Here is a 16,820-nt window from a genome sequence, read left to right as displayed (position 1 = left end):
ATGAACGTAACCCGAAAAGAGCAGCGCATTATTCAGCGCGCGCTGAATGCCTGGCAGGCCAGCGGGGAGTTAACCCCCTCGGACAGCCAGCGGCTGGCGCAAACGATGCGCGTCTCCCCCTTCGACTGGCGGCGCCTGAGCCGCTATGCCTTCTGGACCGCGCTGGCCTGCGTGCTGATTTCCCTGGGCAGTCTGTTCGCCGACAGCGAGCTGGTGGCGTGGCTGCTGAGCCTGTTCAGCCACTCGGCGCTGATGCGGATCCTGCTGCCTGCGCTGCTGGCAGTCGTCTGCTACGGCTGGGGTTTTCGCCGCCAGCGGCGGGAGACGCAGTGGCACTACAGCACCGAGGCGATTTTGTTTCTGGGCGTCGTCTTTACCGCGGTGGCGCTATGGCAGCTTGGCGAACGGCTGGATAACGGCAGCGGCCATATCGCACCGCTGTTTCTGGCCGGATGCGTGATTTACGGTGCCATTGGCTATATTGCCCGCTCCGGGCTGGTGTGGCTCTTTTTTCTGCTGGCGCTGGGCAACTGGTTCGGCGCGGAAACCGGCTACGTCTCGGGGTGGGGCGCCTACTGGCTGGGCATGAACTACCCGATTCGCTTCGTCCTGTTCGGCGGCGCGCTGCTGGCGCTCTGCTACGGCGCGCAATCCCTGCTTCGCCAGCGGCAGCTGTTTACCGTCAGCAAGGCGATGGGCCTCACGTACCTGTTTATTGCGCTGTGGATCATGTCGATTTTCGGCAATTACGACGCAGACAGCTGGTACCAGGTGAGCCAGGCGCGACTCCTGCCGTGGGGGCTGCTGTTTGCCGTAGCGGCCGGCGTCTGCATTTTTATCAGCCTGAAAACCGATGACGGAATGCTGCGCGGCTTCGGACTAACCTTCCTGGCGATCAATCTCTATACCCGTTTCTTTGAGTTTTTCTGGAACGGGATGCACAAAGTGCTGTTTTTCCTGATCCTTGCCGTCTCGCTGGCGGTGATTGGCCGCTATGCCGAGCGCATCTGGCATGCGGGGAACGTTAAGCCATGAAAAATTAAGCGTTTTTAAAGAAGTGTGGCTGGCGGCAGCGACGTCCTGCGCGAATTGTCGTATAAGCGAATTTTACGCTTTTGACAGGGGAGCGAGATGAATAAGGAGTCGATTTTTCGCCAACTAGAACAACGGATCGCCGGGCGAGCGCTGACGGCGGAAGCGCTGGGCGAGTTTAACGCTATGGCCATCGCCGATAGCTTGAAGCAAAAACGCAGCATCATCAGCCATCATCTGAATAATCTCCATCGCGAGCAGCGGGTGGTCAAAGTGAACGGTCGCCCGGTGCTGTTTTTACCCGTTACCGTTCTGCGCGATCATCACCGCCTGGCGGTTCGGCACGGCGAATACGCCTCCATTCAGGCGCTGTGCGCGGATCGTCAGGATAGTCTGGCGCAGCTGATTGGCGCGCAGGGCAGCCTGCAGGAAGCATTGCGCCAGTGCAAGGCTGCCATCAGCTACCCTGGCGCAGGTCTGCCGCTGCTGCTGCGGGGCCCTACTGGCACCGGGAAAAGTTTTCTAGCTCGCCAGCTCTGGCACTACGCAATAGATGAAGGTATTTTACCTGCCGATGCGCCTTTTACCGTATTTAACTGCGCCGAGTACGCGAATAATCCAGAACTACTGACCTCGAAGTTATTTGGTCATGCGAAGGGGGCCTTTACCGGCGCCGATAAGGCCGTTCCTGGTCTTATCGAGACCAGCAACGGCGGGGTGTTGTTTATCGATGAGGTTCATCGGCTGCCGCCCGAAGGCCAGGAAAAGTTGTTTCATTTTATGGATAACGGTAGCTGGCGCCGGCTGGGGGAGAGCGCCGACGAGCGCAGCGCCACGGTGCGGCTAATTTTTGCTTCAACCGAGGATCTGGAAAAACACTTCCTGGCGACCTTTATTCGCCGTATTCCGGTGATTGTAAAAATTCTGCCGATCGCTGAACGCGGCCAATTCGAGCGGCTGGCGTTTATCCACCACTTTTTCCGCCGTGAAGCCCAGCGTTTGAACCACGATCTGGCGCTGGATGGCGAAATCGTCAGCCAGCTAATGCGTGAAACGCTTGAAGGAAATGTCGGTGGGCTGGAAAATTTGATTCGCAATATTTGCGCCAGCGCCTGGACATTTGGCGAACGTGATAGCGGTCTTTTACATATAAAAGCGGGTTTGCTGCCCGACCGATTACTGGCGGATGCGCCTTTTACCCTTCAGCAAAATAGCGAGCGGGTTATGATTTACCGCGATGGCGACGCGCAGCCTCTTTTTTCTGGTCGTCACCATGAATACCAACGGCTAACGGAAAATATTTGTAGCCTGTGCGAGGAGTTGGCTCAGGATAATATTAGCGTGCGGACCTTTGAAAAGCTTATTTATCAGAACGTGACGCTCTATCTTGATGCGCTGATGAATCAGGAGAGTACGGTCTCTCTGCAGGACAAACGGCTGCGCTTTATTGAAGATGTGGGCAAAGCAATCGCTGTCAATTATGACCTTCAGCTAAATGTCGAATTCGCTTATCTTACCGGCCGCTACCTCACCAGCCTCCCTCTGGCGCCGCGCAGCGTTGCTGAGCCCGTGCGTCTGGTGATGCAGCGCTGGCTGGACTCCTCGGCGGGGCTGGCGCAACGCATCGCGGAGAAACTACTGGATGTCGTCAATAATAAATACGATCTGCTCATCGATACGCTTGACCGTCTGGCGATTACCGCCATTGTCAGTAATGCTATCGATGCGACCAGCGGCGGAAAAGTGAAAGCGCTGATAATCGCCCACGGTTATTCGACCGCCAGCAGCATTGCCGGCGTTGCCAACCGCCTGATTGGCGAGAAGATCTACCAGGCCATGGATATGCCGATGGAGGTGGCGTTTAACGATGTCAGTCGCGCCGTGGTTGATTATCTCCAGCATACGGACACGCGTGCGGGTGTGATGGTGCTTATTGATATGGGCTACACCAAGGAGATTGCCGATGCGCTTTTGTCGGTGATTAACGGCCCGCTGGTAGTGGTGGATAACGTCACGACCCGCATGGCGCTGAACGTTGCCAGCGAGATCGCGTTGGGAAAAAACATCGAACAAATCGCCGAAGAGATCGTGCCGCTTAATCAGTCGCGTTGGGATGTGTTCTGGCCCGCAGAAAAAAAAGAGCGTGTGCTGCTGGTGACCTGTATTACAGGTATCGGTACCGCATTTAAATTTAAAAATCTGATGGAGAAGAGCCTGCTCAACGATTTTGATATTAACATCATCGCCTGCGAGTATACGCGCTTAAAAAACAGTCGTACGGCGGTATCGTTGCTCCACCAGTATGAAGTTATTGCGGTCGTGGGTACCCACGACCCGCAGCTGGCCGGAGTGCCCTGGGTTGGCATTGAGGAACTACTTGGCGAGCAGGGGCATCGACATCTGAGTCAGCTCTTAAGCGGCTATCTTAATGAAAAGCAAATTGCGCTGATTAATAAAAATATGGTTCGTGAGTTTTCACTGCATAACGTTGTCAACTCTCTGACGATACTGAATGCTGGAAAAACCATGGGCCATATCGAAACCATTATCGCTGAGTGGCAAAATACGCTTGGTTTTCATTTTAATAATAACTTAATTATCAGTTTATATGTGCATCTCAGCTGTATGATTGAGCGTTTGGTAATGCGTAATGAAATTAGCCATTATAAAGATCTTGAGCAATTTACCCGCCAGCATGGTGAATTTATTGCCATGGTGAATCACTCGTTCCAGCGCCTGAAAATACTCTATAACGTGGCGCTACCGGTAGCGGAAATTGGCTATATTCACGATATTTTTGAATTACGTATTGAAGATTTTAGCTGGTAATCCTCAACGCAGCCCCGGAGAATTACGCCGGGGCTGGCAGGCGGTTAGCGAATCAATATTCGACTTTCCACATATAGCGGCGGGTGGTCAGCGGGTGGTTGCGAGCGGTGGCCAGCGCCAGGTTGTAAACATCCAGTACGCAGTTGTGCAGCAGGCCGCAGAAATATTCGCGCACGCTGGCGTGCAGTGCGTCGATTCCCACCTTTTCCACGTCAATAATCTGCAGTTTTCCCTGGTAACGTTCGATAAAGCGGATCGCGCGATCATCCAGCGGGCGGGTGCGGCCGCTGCTTTTTAATAAAATAAACGGCGTTCCCGTTTCGGTAATCTCAAAGGGGCCGTGGAAATACTCGCCGCTGTGGATGCTGGCGGAGTTAATCCACTGCATCTCCAACAGAATACAGATGGATTCCTGATGCGCGGCGCCGAATGAGGGGCCGCTGCCCATCATGTAGATGACTTTTTCGCTCTTCCAGGCTTCGGCAAAATGGCGCGCATCCGCCTGAACCTGCTGCTGAGCGCCGCGTACCACGGATTCAAAACTGGCAAAGGCGCTGACCATCTCATCGTAATGGGCGTATCCCTCAGTTTGCGCAAGCACTTCCAGCGCCAGCCACAGGCTGTATGCCGCTTTTTGCTGCGTCGGATCGACGGTTTCGGGATAGCGCGCCCAGCAGTATTCAATAGTGTAATCGCTGTGTTCGCACAGCGGCGTGCCGGGGGTATATACCAGTCCAATAGTGGCGGCGCCTTTCTGACGCGCGATGCGGGCGGCTTCCACCGTTTCAGCGGTGTTGCCCTGCTGCGAGGCGAGGATCACTACGCTGTTTTTACCTAACGCGTTCGGCGTCGCATGGACAAATTCATTACTGGTAACATAGCCGACGGCCAGCTTTTTAGCTTCACAATCGAGAAAATATTTCCCCGGCCAGAAACCGGTTAATGAACCACCGCAGCCAACAAACCATACGCGCTCAATGTGCTGCTTAGATAAAATATCGCGAATAATAGTATGTGCGTTTTGATGAGCTATAGACATATTGGTCTCCTTGGGATGTAACGGGTCCTCCGCTGAAACGCGGATAACTTTTACTATGCGTCAATTAATTGAGTTGTTTACTTTTCATTTTCTGGTGGAAATGCGGATCCTTCGGTATTGCGGGATCGATGCCCTTCACTGGCGGCAGTCGGGCACAAACCATTTGTAACGGAATAATATATTCAAAGACCGCAAAGTCGGGATCGTTAATAAATGCGAAGGGCATATTTTTGCCGTTATTTTCGACTTGTGGACCAATGCGATAAATATGCTGAGTCCAGCCGCCAAGTATTTCCGCCAGGCGATCCTGACGCTCATCGGGAAACGGATCGAGCATGATCAGGGTAGAGCGCTCGTCGAAGGCGTTATAGATCCCGTGGATGAACTCCTCAAATTCGTAACCGGCAACCGGACAGCGTAGCGTTTCAAGCATCTTTAGCGCACCTTCCTGAACGGTGCCAAACAGCCTTGCCGGACCGGTCAGGCGAATGTCCGCGCTGTCGATAAGCGGTCGGGCATGATTGAGAACCCACGCCTGCGAGGCCTCAATGAGCGTAGGCAAATGATTAAACGTGGTATCCATGCGGACGAGTAGCGCCTTGCGCTCCTCATCGCTCAGGCGCCGCTGGCGACTGGCGACAGCAAGCCCCAGCAGCATCAGATTAAGTATGGTGCAGTGATACCCTTTGGTTTTGGCGCCAGCCCGCTCTTCTCCACAGGGTACTGTTAAGACCAAATCTGCCGCCCGGTCGATAACGGCTGGCGCTTCCCCGGCCATGGAAGCGGTAAGATGCCCGGCTGCCCGGGCGCGTTCCATTGCGGCGAGGGTAGAGAGGCTGCCGCCTCCCTGAGAAATGCCGATGACCAGCGCTTTGTCGCTGAGGGTCAGCGCCGAATCATCCAGCAGAAAAGGCCAGTAGACATCAACGGGTAGCCCGCACCACTGCTGCATAAACGAGCGGGCGGTCAGCGCGCCGTGATAAGAGGTACCGGAGCCGGTCAGGATAATACGCGTGACGCCGCGCTCCGTTAGCGCTTTTGCCGCCTGCCAGAGATCTTCCCGCGTCTGCGTCAGCATAGCGAGCAGACAGGCGGGTGTTTCATTCATATAGTCTTCTACGTGCATGGGTGATATTCCTCTTCTTAAAGCAGGCCTAGCGCGCTGGCCGCCATGCCAAACGCGACGGTTCCTAGCAGGATCCAGTTAATATTGACTCCCTTGCGGATCAACTTGTACATCCCAAGGGTGAAAAGCAGCGGCAGCAGCGAAGGAAGTATTTTGTCAATAAACTCCTGCGCCTTCATGGTGGTCTGCCCGGCGGTAAAGCTGAGCGGGGTGGTGATATCTATCATGCTGGCGGTCATCGCGCCGACGACCATGAGGCCAACAATTGATGCGATATAGGTCACCCGGTCCATAAGGCCGCTTTGGTAAATTCTCATCAGCCAGGTCGTACCCGCCCGGTAGCCGAGCTTCAGGCCATACCAGCGGCACAAAAGATGCGGCAGGTTATAAACTAACAGCGCCAGTATCGGTCCCAGCAGGCTGCCCTGCTGGGCGAAATAGATACCCATCCCGGCGGCGATAACCTTTAATGATCCCCAGAATATGGAGTCGCCGATGCCCGCCAGCGGCCCCATCAGGCTGGTTTTAATCGCGTTTATCGACTCCTCATTAAATTCTGGGTTACGCTGGTTCTCTTCTTCCATGGCAATCGACAGGCCGAAGATAAAGGTCGAGAGATGGGGCGTGGTGTTAAACAGCACCAGATGACGCTGCAGGGCGCGCCCCAGCTCCGTTGGGTCCTGATAGATGCGCTTCAGGGCTGGCGACATTGCGAAGGCATAGCCCATATGCTGCTGGCGCTCGTAGTTCCAGGAGCCCTGTAGCGTAAAGGAGCGCCAGAACACGCTGCGTAAATCGCGGGCGGTGATGCGGCTTGCATCATCGCTTTGCGGCTGGGTAGCGCCAGCCACAGTTTGCGTCATTTCGCTCATGATTAGCTCTCCTGCTGATTAAGATTAAGGAACTGGCTGATGATAAATGCCAACACCACAGCGAACAGCGCGATGGCGATAATATCCAGTTTGGTATATGCCGCTATCAGAAATCCCAGACCGAGGTACGGCATCAGTTTGCTGCTGAGCATCATGCTGATCAGCAGGGCGAAGCCGAGCGCTGGCAGGATCTTACTGGCGACGATCAATCCATTGGTTATCACCGGTGGAATGGCCTCCAGGAACCAGCTTACCGCCGAAGAACCAAGCAGAATGGCAAAAAATACCGGTAGAAATCCGTTTAAAAAATAGAGTAGCGTCGGACCGGCGAGGTGCATCAGGCCGACCATTCGGGTATTACCCTGTGCCGCATAGCGGTCCGCCAGATGACCAAAGCGGGCGTTCACCACGCGCACCAGGATTCCCAGCGTCTGCGCCAGCATTGAGACAGGGATGGCGATGGTGAGCGCAGCCTCTGGACCACGACCGGACATGATCGAAAACGCGGTGGCCAATACGGAGCCGGTCACGATATCTGGCGGGTGCGCGGCGCCGATGGCGACGTTGCCGAGGAAAATAAGCTCCAGCGTAGCGCCAATCAGAATCCCCTCATGTAAATTACCGCAGACCAGACCGGTGAGGGCGCACATCACCAGCGGTCGATCGATCATTGATACCCCAAGCAGGCGGCCATCAAGTATCCCCAGGGCAGCGATCAGTCCGAGTAACGTTGCGGTGAGCAACATAGTGACCTCCGAAGTTAAAGTTGGTCGTTAAGGAGTTCAGCCGAGTGGGCGGGTACCTGACGCATCTCCAGCCGAATACCTTTTTCTTTTAGCACTCTGCTATGGGCGATTTCCTCTTCGGTCAGATAGATGGCCTTGCCGAATTGTCTTGCCCCTTCCTTCTGTGGCAGACCGCCGTAATTAATTGCGCTAATTCCTGGGACTTTTTCCACTAGCGCGAGGGTTTCCGCAGTATTGCCCAGGACCACCATGACTTTTTTATGATCCAACTTGCCGCTGTTAAGCTTTTCCGCCGCCTGTTCAACGGTGGCGATGTCCAGCGTGACGCCCGCTGGCTTTGCCAGGTTAAGCGACATCGTAATGAAGGCATCCGCCGCGGCTTTGGCGTTGGCGACGATGATATGGTCGATATCCAGCGCTCGGGTCCAGGCAAAAACCACCTGGCCGTGCAGCAGCCGATAATCAATGCGCACGAGTTTAATCATGAGATTCTCCCTGTGGGTCAGAGGATGGTTGTGTTATTAGAGGATTGATGAAAACAATGGATTCACGCGCCGCGCTGGTGGCGTAGATAATCGCGGCCTCGGTAGTGGCTTCTTCGCACAGCAGAAACTCCAGCAGCAGAGTCAGATTGATGCCGGCGACCACGAAAACGTTGCGATGTCGCATCAAGACGCTCACGGCGCTATTGTTGATACTGCCGCCAAGCAGGTCGGTGAAGATCACCACTTCATCACCATTCGCCTGGACGATGAGATGCTCCAGGGTTTGCTCCAGCTGTTCGGTGGTCACGATATCTTCGTCATAGGCGCAGACCGGGATAACGCCGTGTTCGTCGCCAATCAGCAGCGACAAACTGTTCACCAGTCCGCGAGCAAAATGGCCGTGGCTGGCCACATAGATATGTTTCACCCGGTTTCTCCTTCATCCAGATAGCGGTATCTGTTAAGAGCAAAGGGCGTGCCAGAAATGAAAAGTATTATTTATCAATTAATTAAATCGTCTGGTTCACACTAAAGTCGTTATTCCTGGCACAAGCGGGATTATGAGCGCCAGAAACTTGGCACAAACGGCAGAAAAGAGGGGGAAAGAGTGGGTGAAGAAAGTCCCGGGCGAGACGCTGCTGCGCCATGGCCCGGGCGTTCCCGGCAGAAGGGAATTAAATCTCGGTAATGGTCGTCGACTGCGGCAGACGCGACTTCGGCAGGGTAGCGTTGAAATCTTCTACGCTATGGTGGCCGACCCGGACCACCACCAGGCTGGTGTAGCCCTGGGCTTTCAGGTCAAATTCCTCATCGAGGATCGCAAAATCGACCCCTTCAATCGGCACGGCGTCGAGACCCATCGCCGCTACGCCCAGCAGGAAATTGCCGACGTTGAGATACACCTGCTTTGCCATCCACTGATCGTCATCTTTCAGCTCTTTGCGGTGCATATCGGCAAAGAAAGTGCGACCCTTGTGGTTAGCGGCTTTTGCGTCCGGGGTGGCGAAACGGCCATCGGCCTCTTCCTGATCCACCACGCGCTGCAGCCAGGCGTCGTCCATCGCGGTTTTCGCGCAGAACACCACCACGTGCGAGGCGTCAAGAATTTTACGTTCGTTGAACACGTAGGTGCCGCTGGCGGCTTTCGCCACGCGAGCTTTCCCTTCATCGGTGCTGGCGACAATAAAGTGCCACGGCTGGGAGTTGGTGCTAGACGGGCTGTACTGCAGCAGCGTTTTCAGCTGTTCCGCTTCCCCGGCAGTCAGCTTTTTCGTGGCGTCAAAGGCCTTGGTGGAATAGCGCTTCAAAGCGACCGATACGATATCCATAACTCTTCCTCACAGTTTACAGCACCTTACCGGTGCGTTCAGGAGAGGAAGAGTACAGCGAAGATCGCAAAATGATAAGGGTGAAAAATGCGATAACACTTATCGCATTTGGCTGAAAATCAGCGCGGACGCAGGCGCTGCTGGGCCTTTTTACTCAGCTTGTTCACCACCTGATGCCACGAATCGTCAATCAGCTCGGCCAGCAGATCCTCGCTAATATCCTCTCCTGGCACCACCGTGATCCAGTGTTTCTTGTTCATATGGTAGCCGGGTTCGATACTGCGATAAATTTGCTGATTCAGCAGCGACTTCTGCGGCTCGGCTTTGAGATTGACCAGCGCCCGGCCGCGAATAGTCATGGTGATCATAAAGATGCGGCCGTCGACCTTAAACACGTCGTACTCTGGCCCAAAGGGCCAGCAGTGTTCGGTAAACGGGTAGGTCAGGGCGATACGGTGAGCGCAGGGATGCAGCATCTCAGGGGTCATTTGGCGTCCGCCTCATGCAGGGCGTGCCACATGGCTTCAAAGCCGAGGGCGATAATCTCCCGGGCGCGCTGCGGATCGTGGCTGGCGAATTCGATGGTGGTTTCCGCCAGCGACAGAAACAGGGCGTCGCCAAAGGCGCGGTACGCCTCGCTGAGGAATATCTCTTTCACCGACAGCTGGCACATTTCGTTGAGCTCCGGAAAGCTCTCTTTTACCTGGCGGCGGGTTTCGTCGGTGATGCGCTCGCTGAGCGCCATCCGGCGGATCGCTTTGTGCTCCATCGGGTTGCGCACGCCCCAGTCGATATAGCTGTTCCAGATATTGCGCGCGTTCTCTTTCGGGCGCTTCTCGTCCGGATCCAGCCCGGCGATCATTGTGCGCACCAGGCGCAGCTTAATCGCGAGGTACAGCTCGTTGAGCAACTCATCCTTGGTGGCGAAATAGCGAAACAGCGTTCCCTCGGCCACACCGGCGCTGCGGGCGATGGCCGACGTCGAGGCGGCTATGCCGGACTGGGCGAAAGCCGCGGTGGCAGCTTCCAGTAACGCTTGCTTTTTATCTTCACTCTTTGGACGAGCCACTACTTTTTTCCTCACGCAGGTTTAAACAAACCGCCGATCTTGGCACGTCTGACCAGGTCGCTGCAACGGCGGAACGCAAAAATTGAAAATCGTCTTGACGACTTTCATCGCTTTCCTAATAATGAGTGCGTACTCACTCATAATCAAGTTATATCATAAAGCCTCCGGGATGGGGGCTTTTGTCTGGTCAGGATATGAACCGTGTCACTTTCAGCGTGGTCGCCATCATGTTACTCGCAGCAGCAACGACATTGCCGTTTGTTCTTAATGCCGGTTTTGGTAAGGCGCCGCAGGGGGTACAGCTTAGCCAGGTGGAAGCGTCTCCCCACTACCGGGACGGCCAGTTCCATAACCAGTTGCCCACGCCAGGGTTCACCGGGCAGAAAAATATGCTGGCGGCGTGGTGGGATTTCCTGATGACCAAACGGGAAAACGCCCGTCCCGCGCAACCGCTGCCGCTGGTGAAGACCGATCTGGCGACGCTGCCCCTCGGGCAGGACGTGATGGTCTGGCTCGGCCACTCCTCCTGGTACCTGCAGCTGGCGGGAAAACGCATCCTGATCGACCCGGTGTTCAGCGATTACGCGGCGCCGTTCTCTTTTATCAATAAAGCCTTCCCCGGCGACTATCCGTGGCGGGCGGAAGGGATGCCGGAGATCGATCTGCTGATCATCTCCCACGATCACTACGACCATCTGGATTACGCCACCATTCGCGCCTTACTGCCGAAAATTAAGCGGGTCATTACGCCGCTGGGGGTCGGATCGCATCTGCGCTACTGGGGAATGGACGGGGCGCTGATTACCGAAGCGGACTGGCAGCAGGCGGTACCGGCCAGCGACGAGCTCACCGTCCACGTGCTGCCGGCGCGGCACTTTTCCGGCCGTGGGCTGAAGCGTAACCAGACGCTGTGGGCCAGTTTTCTGTTCGTTACCCGGCAGCAAAAGATTTATTACAGCGGCGACAGCGGGTATGGGCCGCACTTTAAAGCGATAGGCGATGAGTTCGGTCCGGTCGATCTGGCGATCATGGAGAACGGGCAGTATGACCAGGACTGGAAATATATCCACATGATGCCGGATGAAACGGCTCAGGCTGCCGACGACCTGCGCGCTCGCGCGGTGCTGCCTGGACATGCTGGACGATTCGTTTTGGCGAAACACAGCTGGGATGAACCGTATCAACGGCTGGCGGCTGCCAGCGAAGGAAGGGCCTGGCGTCTGCTGACGCCTGTGCAGGGCGAGCCGGTGTGGGTCGCCGATAAGACGCAATCATTTAACGCCTGGTGGCGCTAAGCGCCAGTGCAGTATCAGAGGAGAGAGCATATGACGATTTCCGCTCAGGTGATTGATACTATCGTCGAGTGGATTGATGATAACCTGCATCAACCGCTGCGTATTGATGATATCGCTCGCCATGCCGGGTATTCGAAATGGCATCTGCAACGGCTGTTTTTACAGTACAAAGGGGAGAGCCTGGGGCGCTATATTCGCGAAAGGAAGCTGCTGCTGGCCGCCCGCGATCTGCGCGACACCGATCAGCGGGTCTACGATATCTGCCTGAAGTATGGCTTCGATTCGCAACAGACCTTTACCCGCGTCTTCACCCGGACCTTCAATCAGCCGCCGGGCGCCTACCGCAAAGAGAACCACAGTCGCGCCCACTGAGGCGCGCCTCTCCTGGTTTACCGCTCGAGGGAAAACCAGCGACGCCACACCCAGCGCAGCACCAGATACTCAATGGCGCCCAGCGCTAAGAACCACAGACAAAACAGCACCGTATAGAGCTGGTTGAGATCCATCATATGGAATGTCTCAACCAGCTTTTGCGCCAGCGTCAGGCCCAGCGAAGGCGCGGGCAACAGCAAACAGGAGAGCAGGGCCAGCAGTAAGATCCCGGCGGCGGAGAGCAGCGTTTCCAGTGGATGTTTCATGTCATGTTAATCATCAGTTAAAAAACATATTGTCCGGTAAAATAATGCTTAACGCAATATGCTTTGTTTTTTTACTCGCTATAACACGACTATTTTAAATATTACCGCCTACCTTTCGCTCTCATGTTAATTAATCTGAAATAATTTGTAATTAAGTTAATTGCAGCCGGATGTAAATTAACGTCATTATTATGCCAGCGCTTTTACAAAACTGTAAGTGCTATATCCCACCAGCGTGGCAATGATAATGGCTAACGCGATGTACAGCGCCAGACGGCGCCCGCGGTAGATTCCAAACATATTTTACCTCGTTTAGTTTTGGTTTATTAATATTCTGTAATAGTTGGTTTGTGGAATTAACTTATCACAAAATTTTTATTTTGCGAAAAATTTAGACTTGTATTGGTTCACATTTTTATCGGCATTTTTGCCCTCTTTTACTTCATTGGCCAGGAATGATTTCAGGCTTTCCGACTCACGGAATTTATAAGGAAAATGTAAATTGACCAAGATGAATAACCCAAAGTTTACGACGCCCTCGGGCGACACCGCGCCACGGCAGGTCTGGCAGCAGACCGTTGACGCAGTGCTGGCGCAGACCAAAAGCCAGGCCGCTGGGTTAAGTTCCGCAGACGCCGCCGAGCGCCTGAATACCTGTGGGCCGAATGCGCTGCCGGAAAAGAAAGGCAAACCGGGCTGGCTGCGCTTTCTCGCCCACTTTAACGACGTACTGATTTACGTGCTGCTGGCCGCCGCGGCGCTGACCGCCATCATGGGTCACTGGGTCGATACCCTGGTGATCCTCGGCGTGACGGTGATTAACGCCCTGATCGGCCATATTCAGGAGAGCAACGCCGAAAAATCGCTGCAGGGGATCCGCAACATGCTCTCCAGCGATGCCCGCGTCCAGCGTAACGGCAAGCATGAGACTATCCCGACGCGCGACCTGGTTCCGGGGGATATCGTTATCCTGCGCGCCGGCGACCGCGTGCCGGCGGATATGCGCCTGATTGAAACCCACAACCTGCGGGTGGAAGAGGCGATCCTCACCGGCGAGTCGACGGTGGTGGATAAAATCACCGACGCGCTGGAGGGCGATCTGCCGCTGGGCGACCGGGTGAACATGGTCTTCTCCGGGACCACCGTCAGCGCCGGCGGCGGCGTCGGCGTGGTGACCGCCACCGGCGCGCAGACCGAACTCGGCCATATCAACCAGATGATGGCGGGTATTGAGAAGCACCGTACCCCGCTGCTGGTGCAGATGGATAAGCTCGGCAAAGCGATTTTCGCCATTATTCTCGCCATGATGGTGGCGCTGTTTATTTTCAGCCTCGCGCTGCGGGATATCCCGATGGGCGAGCTGCTGCTGTCGCTGATTAGCCTGGCGGTAGCCGCGGTACCGGAAGGACTCCCGGCGATCATCTCGATTATTCTGTCGCTCGGCGTGCAGACGATGGCGCGCAAGCGGGCGATTATTCGTAAGCTGCCGACCGTGGAAACCCTCGGCGCCATGACCGTGGTCTGCTCGGATAAAACCGGCACCCTGACGATGAACGAAATGACCGTCAAAGCGATCATCACCGCCGACTGCTGCTATCGGGTGGAAGGCGACAGCTACGAGCCGCAGGGGCGGATCTTCCTCGAGGGGAGCGATGAGCCCGTGCAGGTTCAGCCCGGCACCGTGCTGGAGACCTGGCTGCGCACCATCGACCTGTGTAACGACAGCCAGCTTACCCAGGATGAGCGCGGTCTGTGGGGGATCACCGGCGGGCCGACCGAAGGGGCGCTTAAAGTGCTGGCGGCGAAAGCGCAGCTCCCGGCGGTGGAGGCCCGTCTGGTGGCCAAGATCCCCTTTGACTCGCAGTACAAATATATGTCGACCCTGCAGCACATCGATGGCAATGCCCGGGTGCTGATCACCGGTGCGCCGGACGTTATCTTCGCCATGTGCCGCGAGCAGATGAGCCGCCACGGCGCGGTGCCGTTCGAGGCGCAGTACTGGGAAGAGGAGATGGCGCGCTTCGCCCGTCAGGGACTGCGGATGGTGGCGGCGGCCTGTAAGCCGGCCAGCCTTGATGCCACCACCCTCAACCATGAGGACCTGCAGGAGGGACTGATTTTCCTCGGCATCGCCGGGATGATGGATCCCCCGCGTCCGGAAGCCATTGACGCCATCCACGCCTGCCAGACCGCCGGCATCCGCGTGAAAATGATCACCGGCGACCACCCGCAGACGGCGATGAGCATCGGCCAGATGCTGGGGATCACCAATAGCAGCCAGGCCATGACCGGCTACCAGCTGGAGCACATGGACGATGCGGCGCTGGCGAAGGCGGCGGTGGAGTACGACATCTTTGCCCGTACCAGCCCGGAGCATAAGCTGCGCCTGGTTAAAGCCCTGCAGGATAACGGCGAAGTGGTCGGCATGACCGGCGACGGCGTTAACGACGCGCCGGCGCTGCGCCAGGCCGACGTGGGTATCGCCATGGGTATCAAAGGCACCGAAGTCACCAAAGAGGCGGCCGACATGGTGTTGACCGATGATAACTTCGCGACCATCGCCAGCTCGGTAAAAGAGGGCCGTCGGGTCTATGACAACCTGAAGAAGACCATCCTCTTCATCATGCCGACCAACCTGGCGCAGGGGTTGCTGATCATCATCGCCCTGCTGGCGGGGAACATTATTCCGCTGACCCCGGTGCTGATCCTGTGGATGAACATGGCGACGTCGGCGACGCTCTCCTTCGGCCTGGCCTTTGAGGCCGCAGAGCGCAACGTGATGAACCGTCCGCCGCGTAAAACCGGCCAGCATGTGATGGATGGTTTCGCCGTGTGGCGAGTGGCTTTCGTCGGGTCGATGATCGCGATTGCCGCCTTTATCCTTGAGGCCTGGCTGGCGCCGCGCGGCCACAGTCCGGAGTTTATCCGCACCGTGCTGCTGCAGATGCTGGTGACGGCGCAGTGGGTCTACATGATCAACTGCCGCAGCAGCGACAGCTTCTCCCTGAGCATGGGCCTGCTGCGCAACAAAGGCATCTGGCTGGTGACCGGCGTCCTGCTGCTGATGCAGCTGGTCATTATCTATGTCCCGCTGATGCAGAGCATGTTTGGTACGGAAGCGCTGCCGCTGCGCTACTGGTTTGTCACTCTGGTCATCGGCGTCGCCATGTTCCTGGTGGTGGAAGTCGAGAAGCGTCTGACGCGCCGGTTCCGCAAAACGGCCTGAACAATCTCGCGCGCCTCGCTGCAGGCGCGCGTTACTGTCGCAAGGATCCTCTATGATTAAAACCTTCCGCTTTGCTCTGCTGGCCTGCGGTCTGGTCGGCGGCGCCCTGACGGCGACCGCCGCGCCGGCGGTGCCGGTCCGCGTCGCCACGGTTGAACTGGCTCCTCATGCTGAAGAACGCGCTATCCCCGGGCGGGTCGAGGCGATCCGCGCCGTCGACATTCGCGCGCGCACCGAAGGGGTGATTGTTCAGCGCCACTTCCAGGACGGGCAGTATGTTACCGAAGGCGACCTGCTGTTTACCCTCGACGACGCGCAGCCCCGCGCGGCGCTGGCTCTGGCGCAGGCCGAGCTGAAAAGCGCCGAAGCCTCATTACGTCAGTCGCAGCAGTTGCTCACTCGCTACGAGCGGCTTATCAACAATCACTCCATCAGCCGCAACGACGTCGATACGGCCCGGATGCAGCGCGACGTCGCCGCCGCTGCCGTACAGCAGGCCAAAGCCCGCGTCGAGGCCCAGCAGATTGTGCTCAGCTACACTCAGATTGCGGCGCTGGTGACCGGTCGCGTGGGCCATAGCGCCTTTCACGTCGGGACGCTGGTCAATTCGTCCAGCGGCGTGCTGGTGGACATTGTGCAGTTGGATCCGGTGCGGGTCTCGTTCGCCCTCGACGAAGCCGCGTTTTTCAGCAAAACCGGCCAGCACGCCGATATCCACGCTCTGAAGCAGGCGTGGCTGGCGCAGATTGAGGTTGATGGTAAACGGCGCGACGGGGTGTTGACCTCTATCGATAACCGGATCGACGCCCGCACCGGCAGCGTAGCGGTGCGGGCCGAGTTCGCCAATCCGCAGCACCGTCTGCTGCCGGGCGGCAGCGTGACGATCCTGTTCCGTCCGCAGGAACTGCCGTCGCGAGTGATGGTCCCGGCCGCCGCCGTGCAGCAGGATCCGCAGGGCTTTTTCAGCTGGGTGCTGAAGCCGGACCACACCGCCGGGCAGCGTCGTCTGACCCTCGCGGGGCAGCAGGGGCAGCAGTTTGCGGTCGAGAAAGGGCTGCAGGCGGGCGAGCAGGTGATCACCGACGGCGCGCAGCGGTTGCGCGAAGGCGCCGCGGTGCAGGTGCTGAACTAGCTA

General features: G+C 56.8%; 16 protein-coding genes. 6 read left to right on the top strand and 10 right to left on the bottom strand.

The features are described from left to right. Complete coding sequence (locus KB892_RS18920) at window positions 1–1,035, top strand: DUF2157 domain-containing protein (protein ID WP_002892998.1); 1,035 nt, start codon at window positions 1–3, stop codon at window positions 1,033–1,035. A gap of 96 nt (window positions 1,036–1,131) precedes the next feature. Further along, window positions 1,132–3,861 carry a sigma 54-interacting transcriptional regulator gene (locus tag KB892_RS18915; RefSeq protein WP_002893000.1) on the top strand — a complete coding sequence of 910 codons (2,730 nt, stop codon included), beginning with the start codon at window positions 1,132–1,134 and terminating at the stop codon, window positions 3,859–3,861. Between the two features lie 52 nt (window positions 3,862–3,913). Here the strand turns inward: KB892_RS18915 and KB892_RS18910 are convergent, their stop codons facing one another. From KB892_RS18910 to KB892_RS18870, 9 genes are all read right to left on the bottom strand, one after another. Continuing rightward, window positions 3,914–4,900, bottom strand: coding sequence for an SIS domain-containing protein (locus KB892_RS18910; protein WP_002893003.1), 987 nt, complete (start codon window positions 4,898–4,900; stop codon window positions 3,914–3,916). Between the two features lie 64 nt (window positions 4,901–4,964). After that, complete coding sequence (locus KB892_RS18905) at window positions 4,965–6,026, bottom strand: SIS domain-containing protein (RefSeq protein ID WP_002893005.1); 1,062 nt, start codon at window positions 6,024–6,026, stop codon at window positions 4,965–4,967. Window positions 6,027–6,043: 17 nt separating this feature from the next. Next, window positions 6,044–6,898 carry a PTS system mannose/fructose/sorbose family transporter subunit IID gene (locus KB892_RS18900; RefSeq protein ID WP_002893008.1) on the bottom strand — a complete coding sequence of 285 codons (855 nt, stop codon included), beginning with the start codon at window positions 6,896–6,898 and terminating at the stop codon, window positions 6,044–6,046. Window positions 6,899–6,900: 2 nt separating this feature from the next. Beyond that, on the bottom strand, window positions 6,901–7,644 hold the full coding sequence (locus KB892_RS18895) for a PTS mannose/fructose/sorbose/N-acetylgalactosamine transporter subunit IIC (RefSeq protein ID WP_002893012.1): 744 nt from the start codon (window positions 7,642–7,644) through the stop codon (window positions 6,901–6,903). A 14-nt stretch (window positions 7,645–7,658) separates the two neighbouring features. Continuing rightward, on the bottom strand, window positions 7,659–8,129 hold the full coding sequence (locus KB892_RS18890; protein WP_002893014.1) for a PTS sugar transporter subunit IIB: 471 nt from the start codon (window positions 8,127–8,129) through the stop codon (window positions 7,659–7,661). Further along, window positions 8,122–8,556 (bottom strand): PTS sugar transporter subunit IIA, encoded by a 435-nt coding sequence (locus tag KB892_RS18885; RefSeq protein WP_002893017.1) that lies wholly within the window; start codon window positions 8,554–8,556, stop codon window positions 8,122–8,124. Before KB892_RS18885 ends, KB892_RS18890 begins: the two co-directional genes overlap by 8 nt. A gap of 247 nt (window positions 8,557–8,803) precedes the next feature. Continuing rightward, window positions 8,804–9,457: an oxygen-insensitive NAD(P)H nitroreductase gene (nfsB, locus tag KB892_RS18880; RefSeq protein WP_002893020.1), complete on the bottom strand. Its 654-nt coding sequence runs from the start codon at window positions 9,455–9,457 to the stop codon at window positions 8,804–8,806. A gap of 119 nt (window positions 9,458–9,576) precedes the next feature. Then, entirely contained in the window at window positions 9,577–9,945 is a 369-nt protein-coding gene (locus tag KB892_RS18875; protein ID WP_002893024.1) for an MmcQ/YjbR family DNA-binding protein, read from the bottom strand. Beyond that, the gene (locus KB892_RS18870) at window positions 9,942–10,526 is read right to left on the bottom strand and encodes a TetR/AcrR family transcriptional regulator (protein WP_002893026.1); all 585 of its coding nucleotides are present in this window, start codon (window positions 10,524–10,526) and stop codon (window positions 9,942–9,944) included. The genes KB892_RS18875 and KB892_RS18870 overlap by 4 nt, the downstream gene beginning before the upstream one ends. A 179-nt stretch (window positions 10,527–10,705) precedes the next feature. Here KB892_RS18870 and KB892_RS18865 point away from each other — a divergent pair, with 179 nt between their 5' ends. Next, window positions 10,706–11,821, top strand: coding sequence for an MBL fold metallo-hydrolase (locus tag KB892_RS18865; protein ID WP_004217548.1), 1,116 nt, complete (start codon window positions 10,706–10,708; stop codon window positions 11,819–11,821). A gap of 30 nt (window positions 11,822–11,851) precedes the next feature. After that, window positions 11,852–12,193 (top strand): RamA family antibiotic efflux transcriptional regulator, encoded by a 342-nt coding sequence (locus KB892_RS18860; RefSeq protein ID WP_002893035.1) that lies wholly within the window; start codon window positions 11,852–11,854, stop codon window positions 12,191–12,193. A 17-nt stretch (window positions 12,194–12,210) separates the two neighbouring features. Here the strand turns inward: KB892_RS18860 and KB892_RS18855 are convergent, their stop codons facing one another. Then, a complete protein-coding gene (locus tag KB892_RS18855; RefSeq protein WP_002893037.1) occupies window positions 12,211–12,459 on the bottom strand; it encodes a DUF1158 domain-containing protein in 249 nt (82 codons plus the stop codon). 502 nt (window positions 12,460–12,961) lie between these two features. On the opposite strand from KB892_RS18855, the gene KB892_RS18850 reads away from it, so the two are divergent. Together KB892_RS18850 and KB892_RS18845 are read left to right on the top strand one after the other, a co-directional pair. Beyond that, complete coding sequence (locus KB892_RS18850) at window positions 12,962–15,685, top strand: cation-transporting P-type ATPase (RefSeq protein WP_004152949.1); 2,724 nt, start codon at window positions 12,962–12,964, stop codon at window positions 15,683–15,685. Between the two features lie 52 nt (window positions 15,686–15,737). Then, window positions 15,738–16,817, top strand: coding sequence for an efflux RND transporter periplasmic adaptor subunit (locus KB892_RS18845; protein ID WP_004151827.1), 1,080 nt, complete (start codon window positions 15,738–15,740; stop codon window positions 16,815–16,817). Window positions 16,818–16,820 lie beyond the last annotated feature (3 nt).

Source organism: Klebsiella sp. P1927, from assembly GCF_018204675.1.
In the GTDB taxonomy this organism is placed as follows: Bacteria; Pseudomonadota; Gammaproteobacteria; order Enterobacterales; family Enterobacteriaceae; genus Klebsiella; species Klebsiella pneumoniae.
The sequence above is the reverse complement of the archived record's forward strand: the minus strand, read 5'-3'. Positions and strand labels throughout refer to the sequence as shown.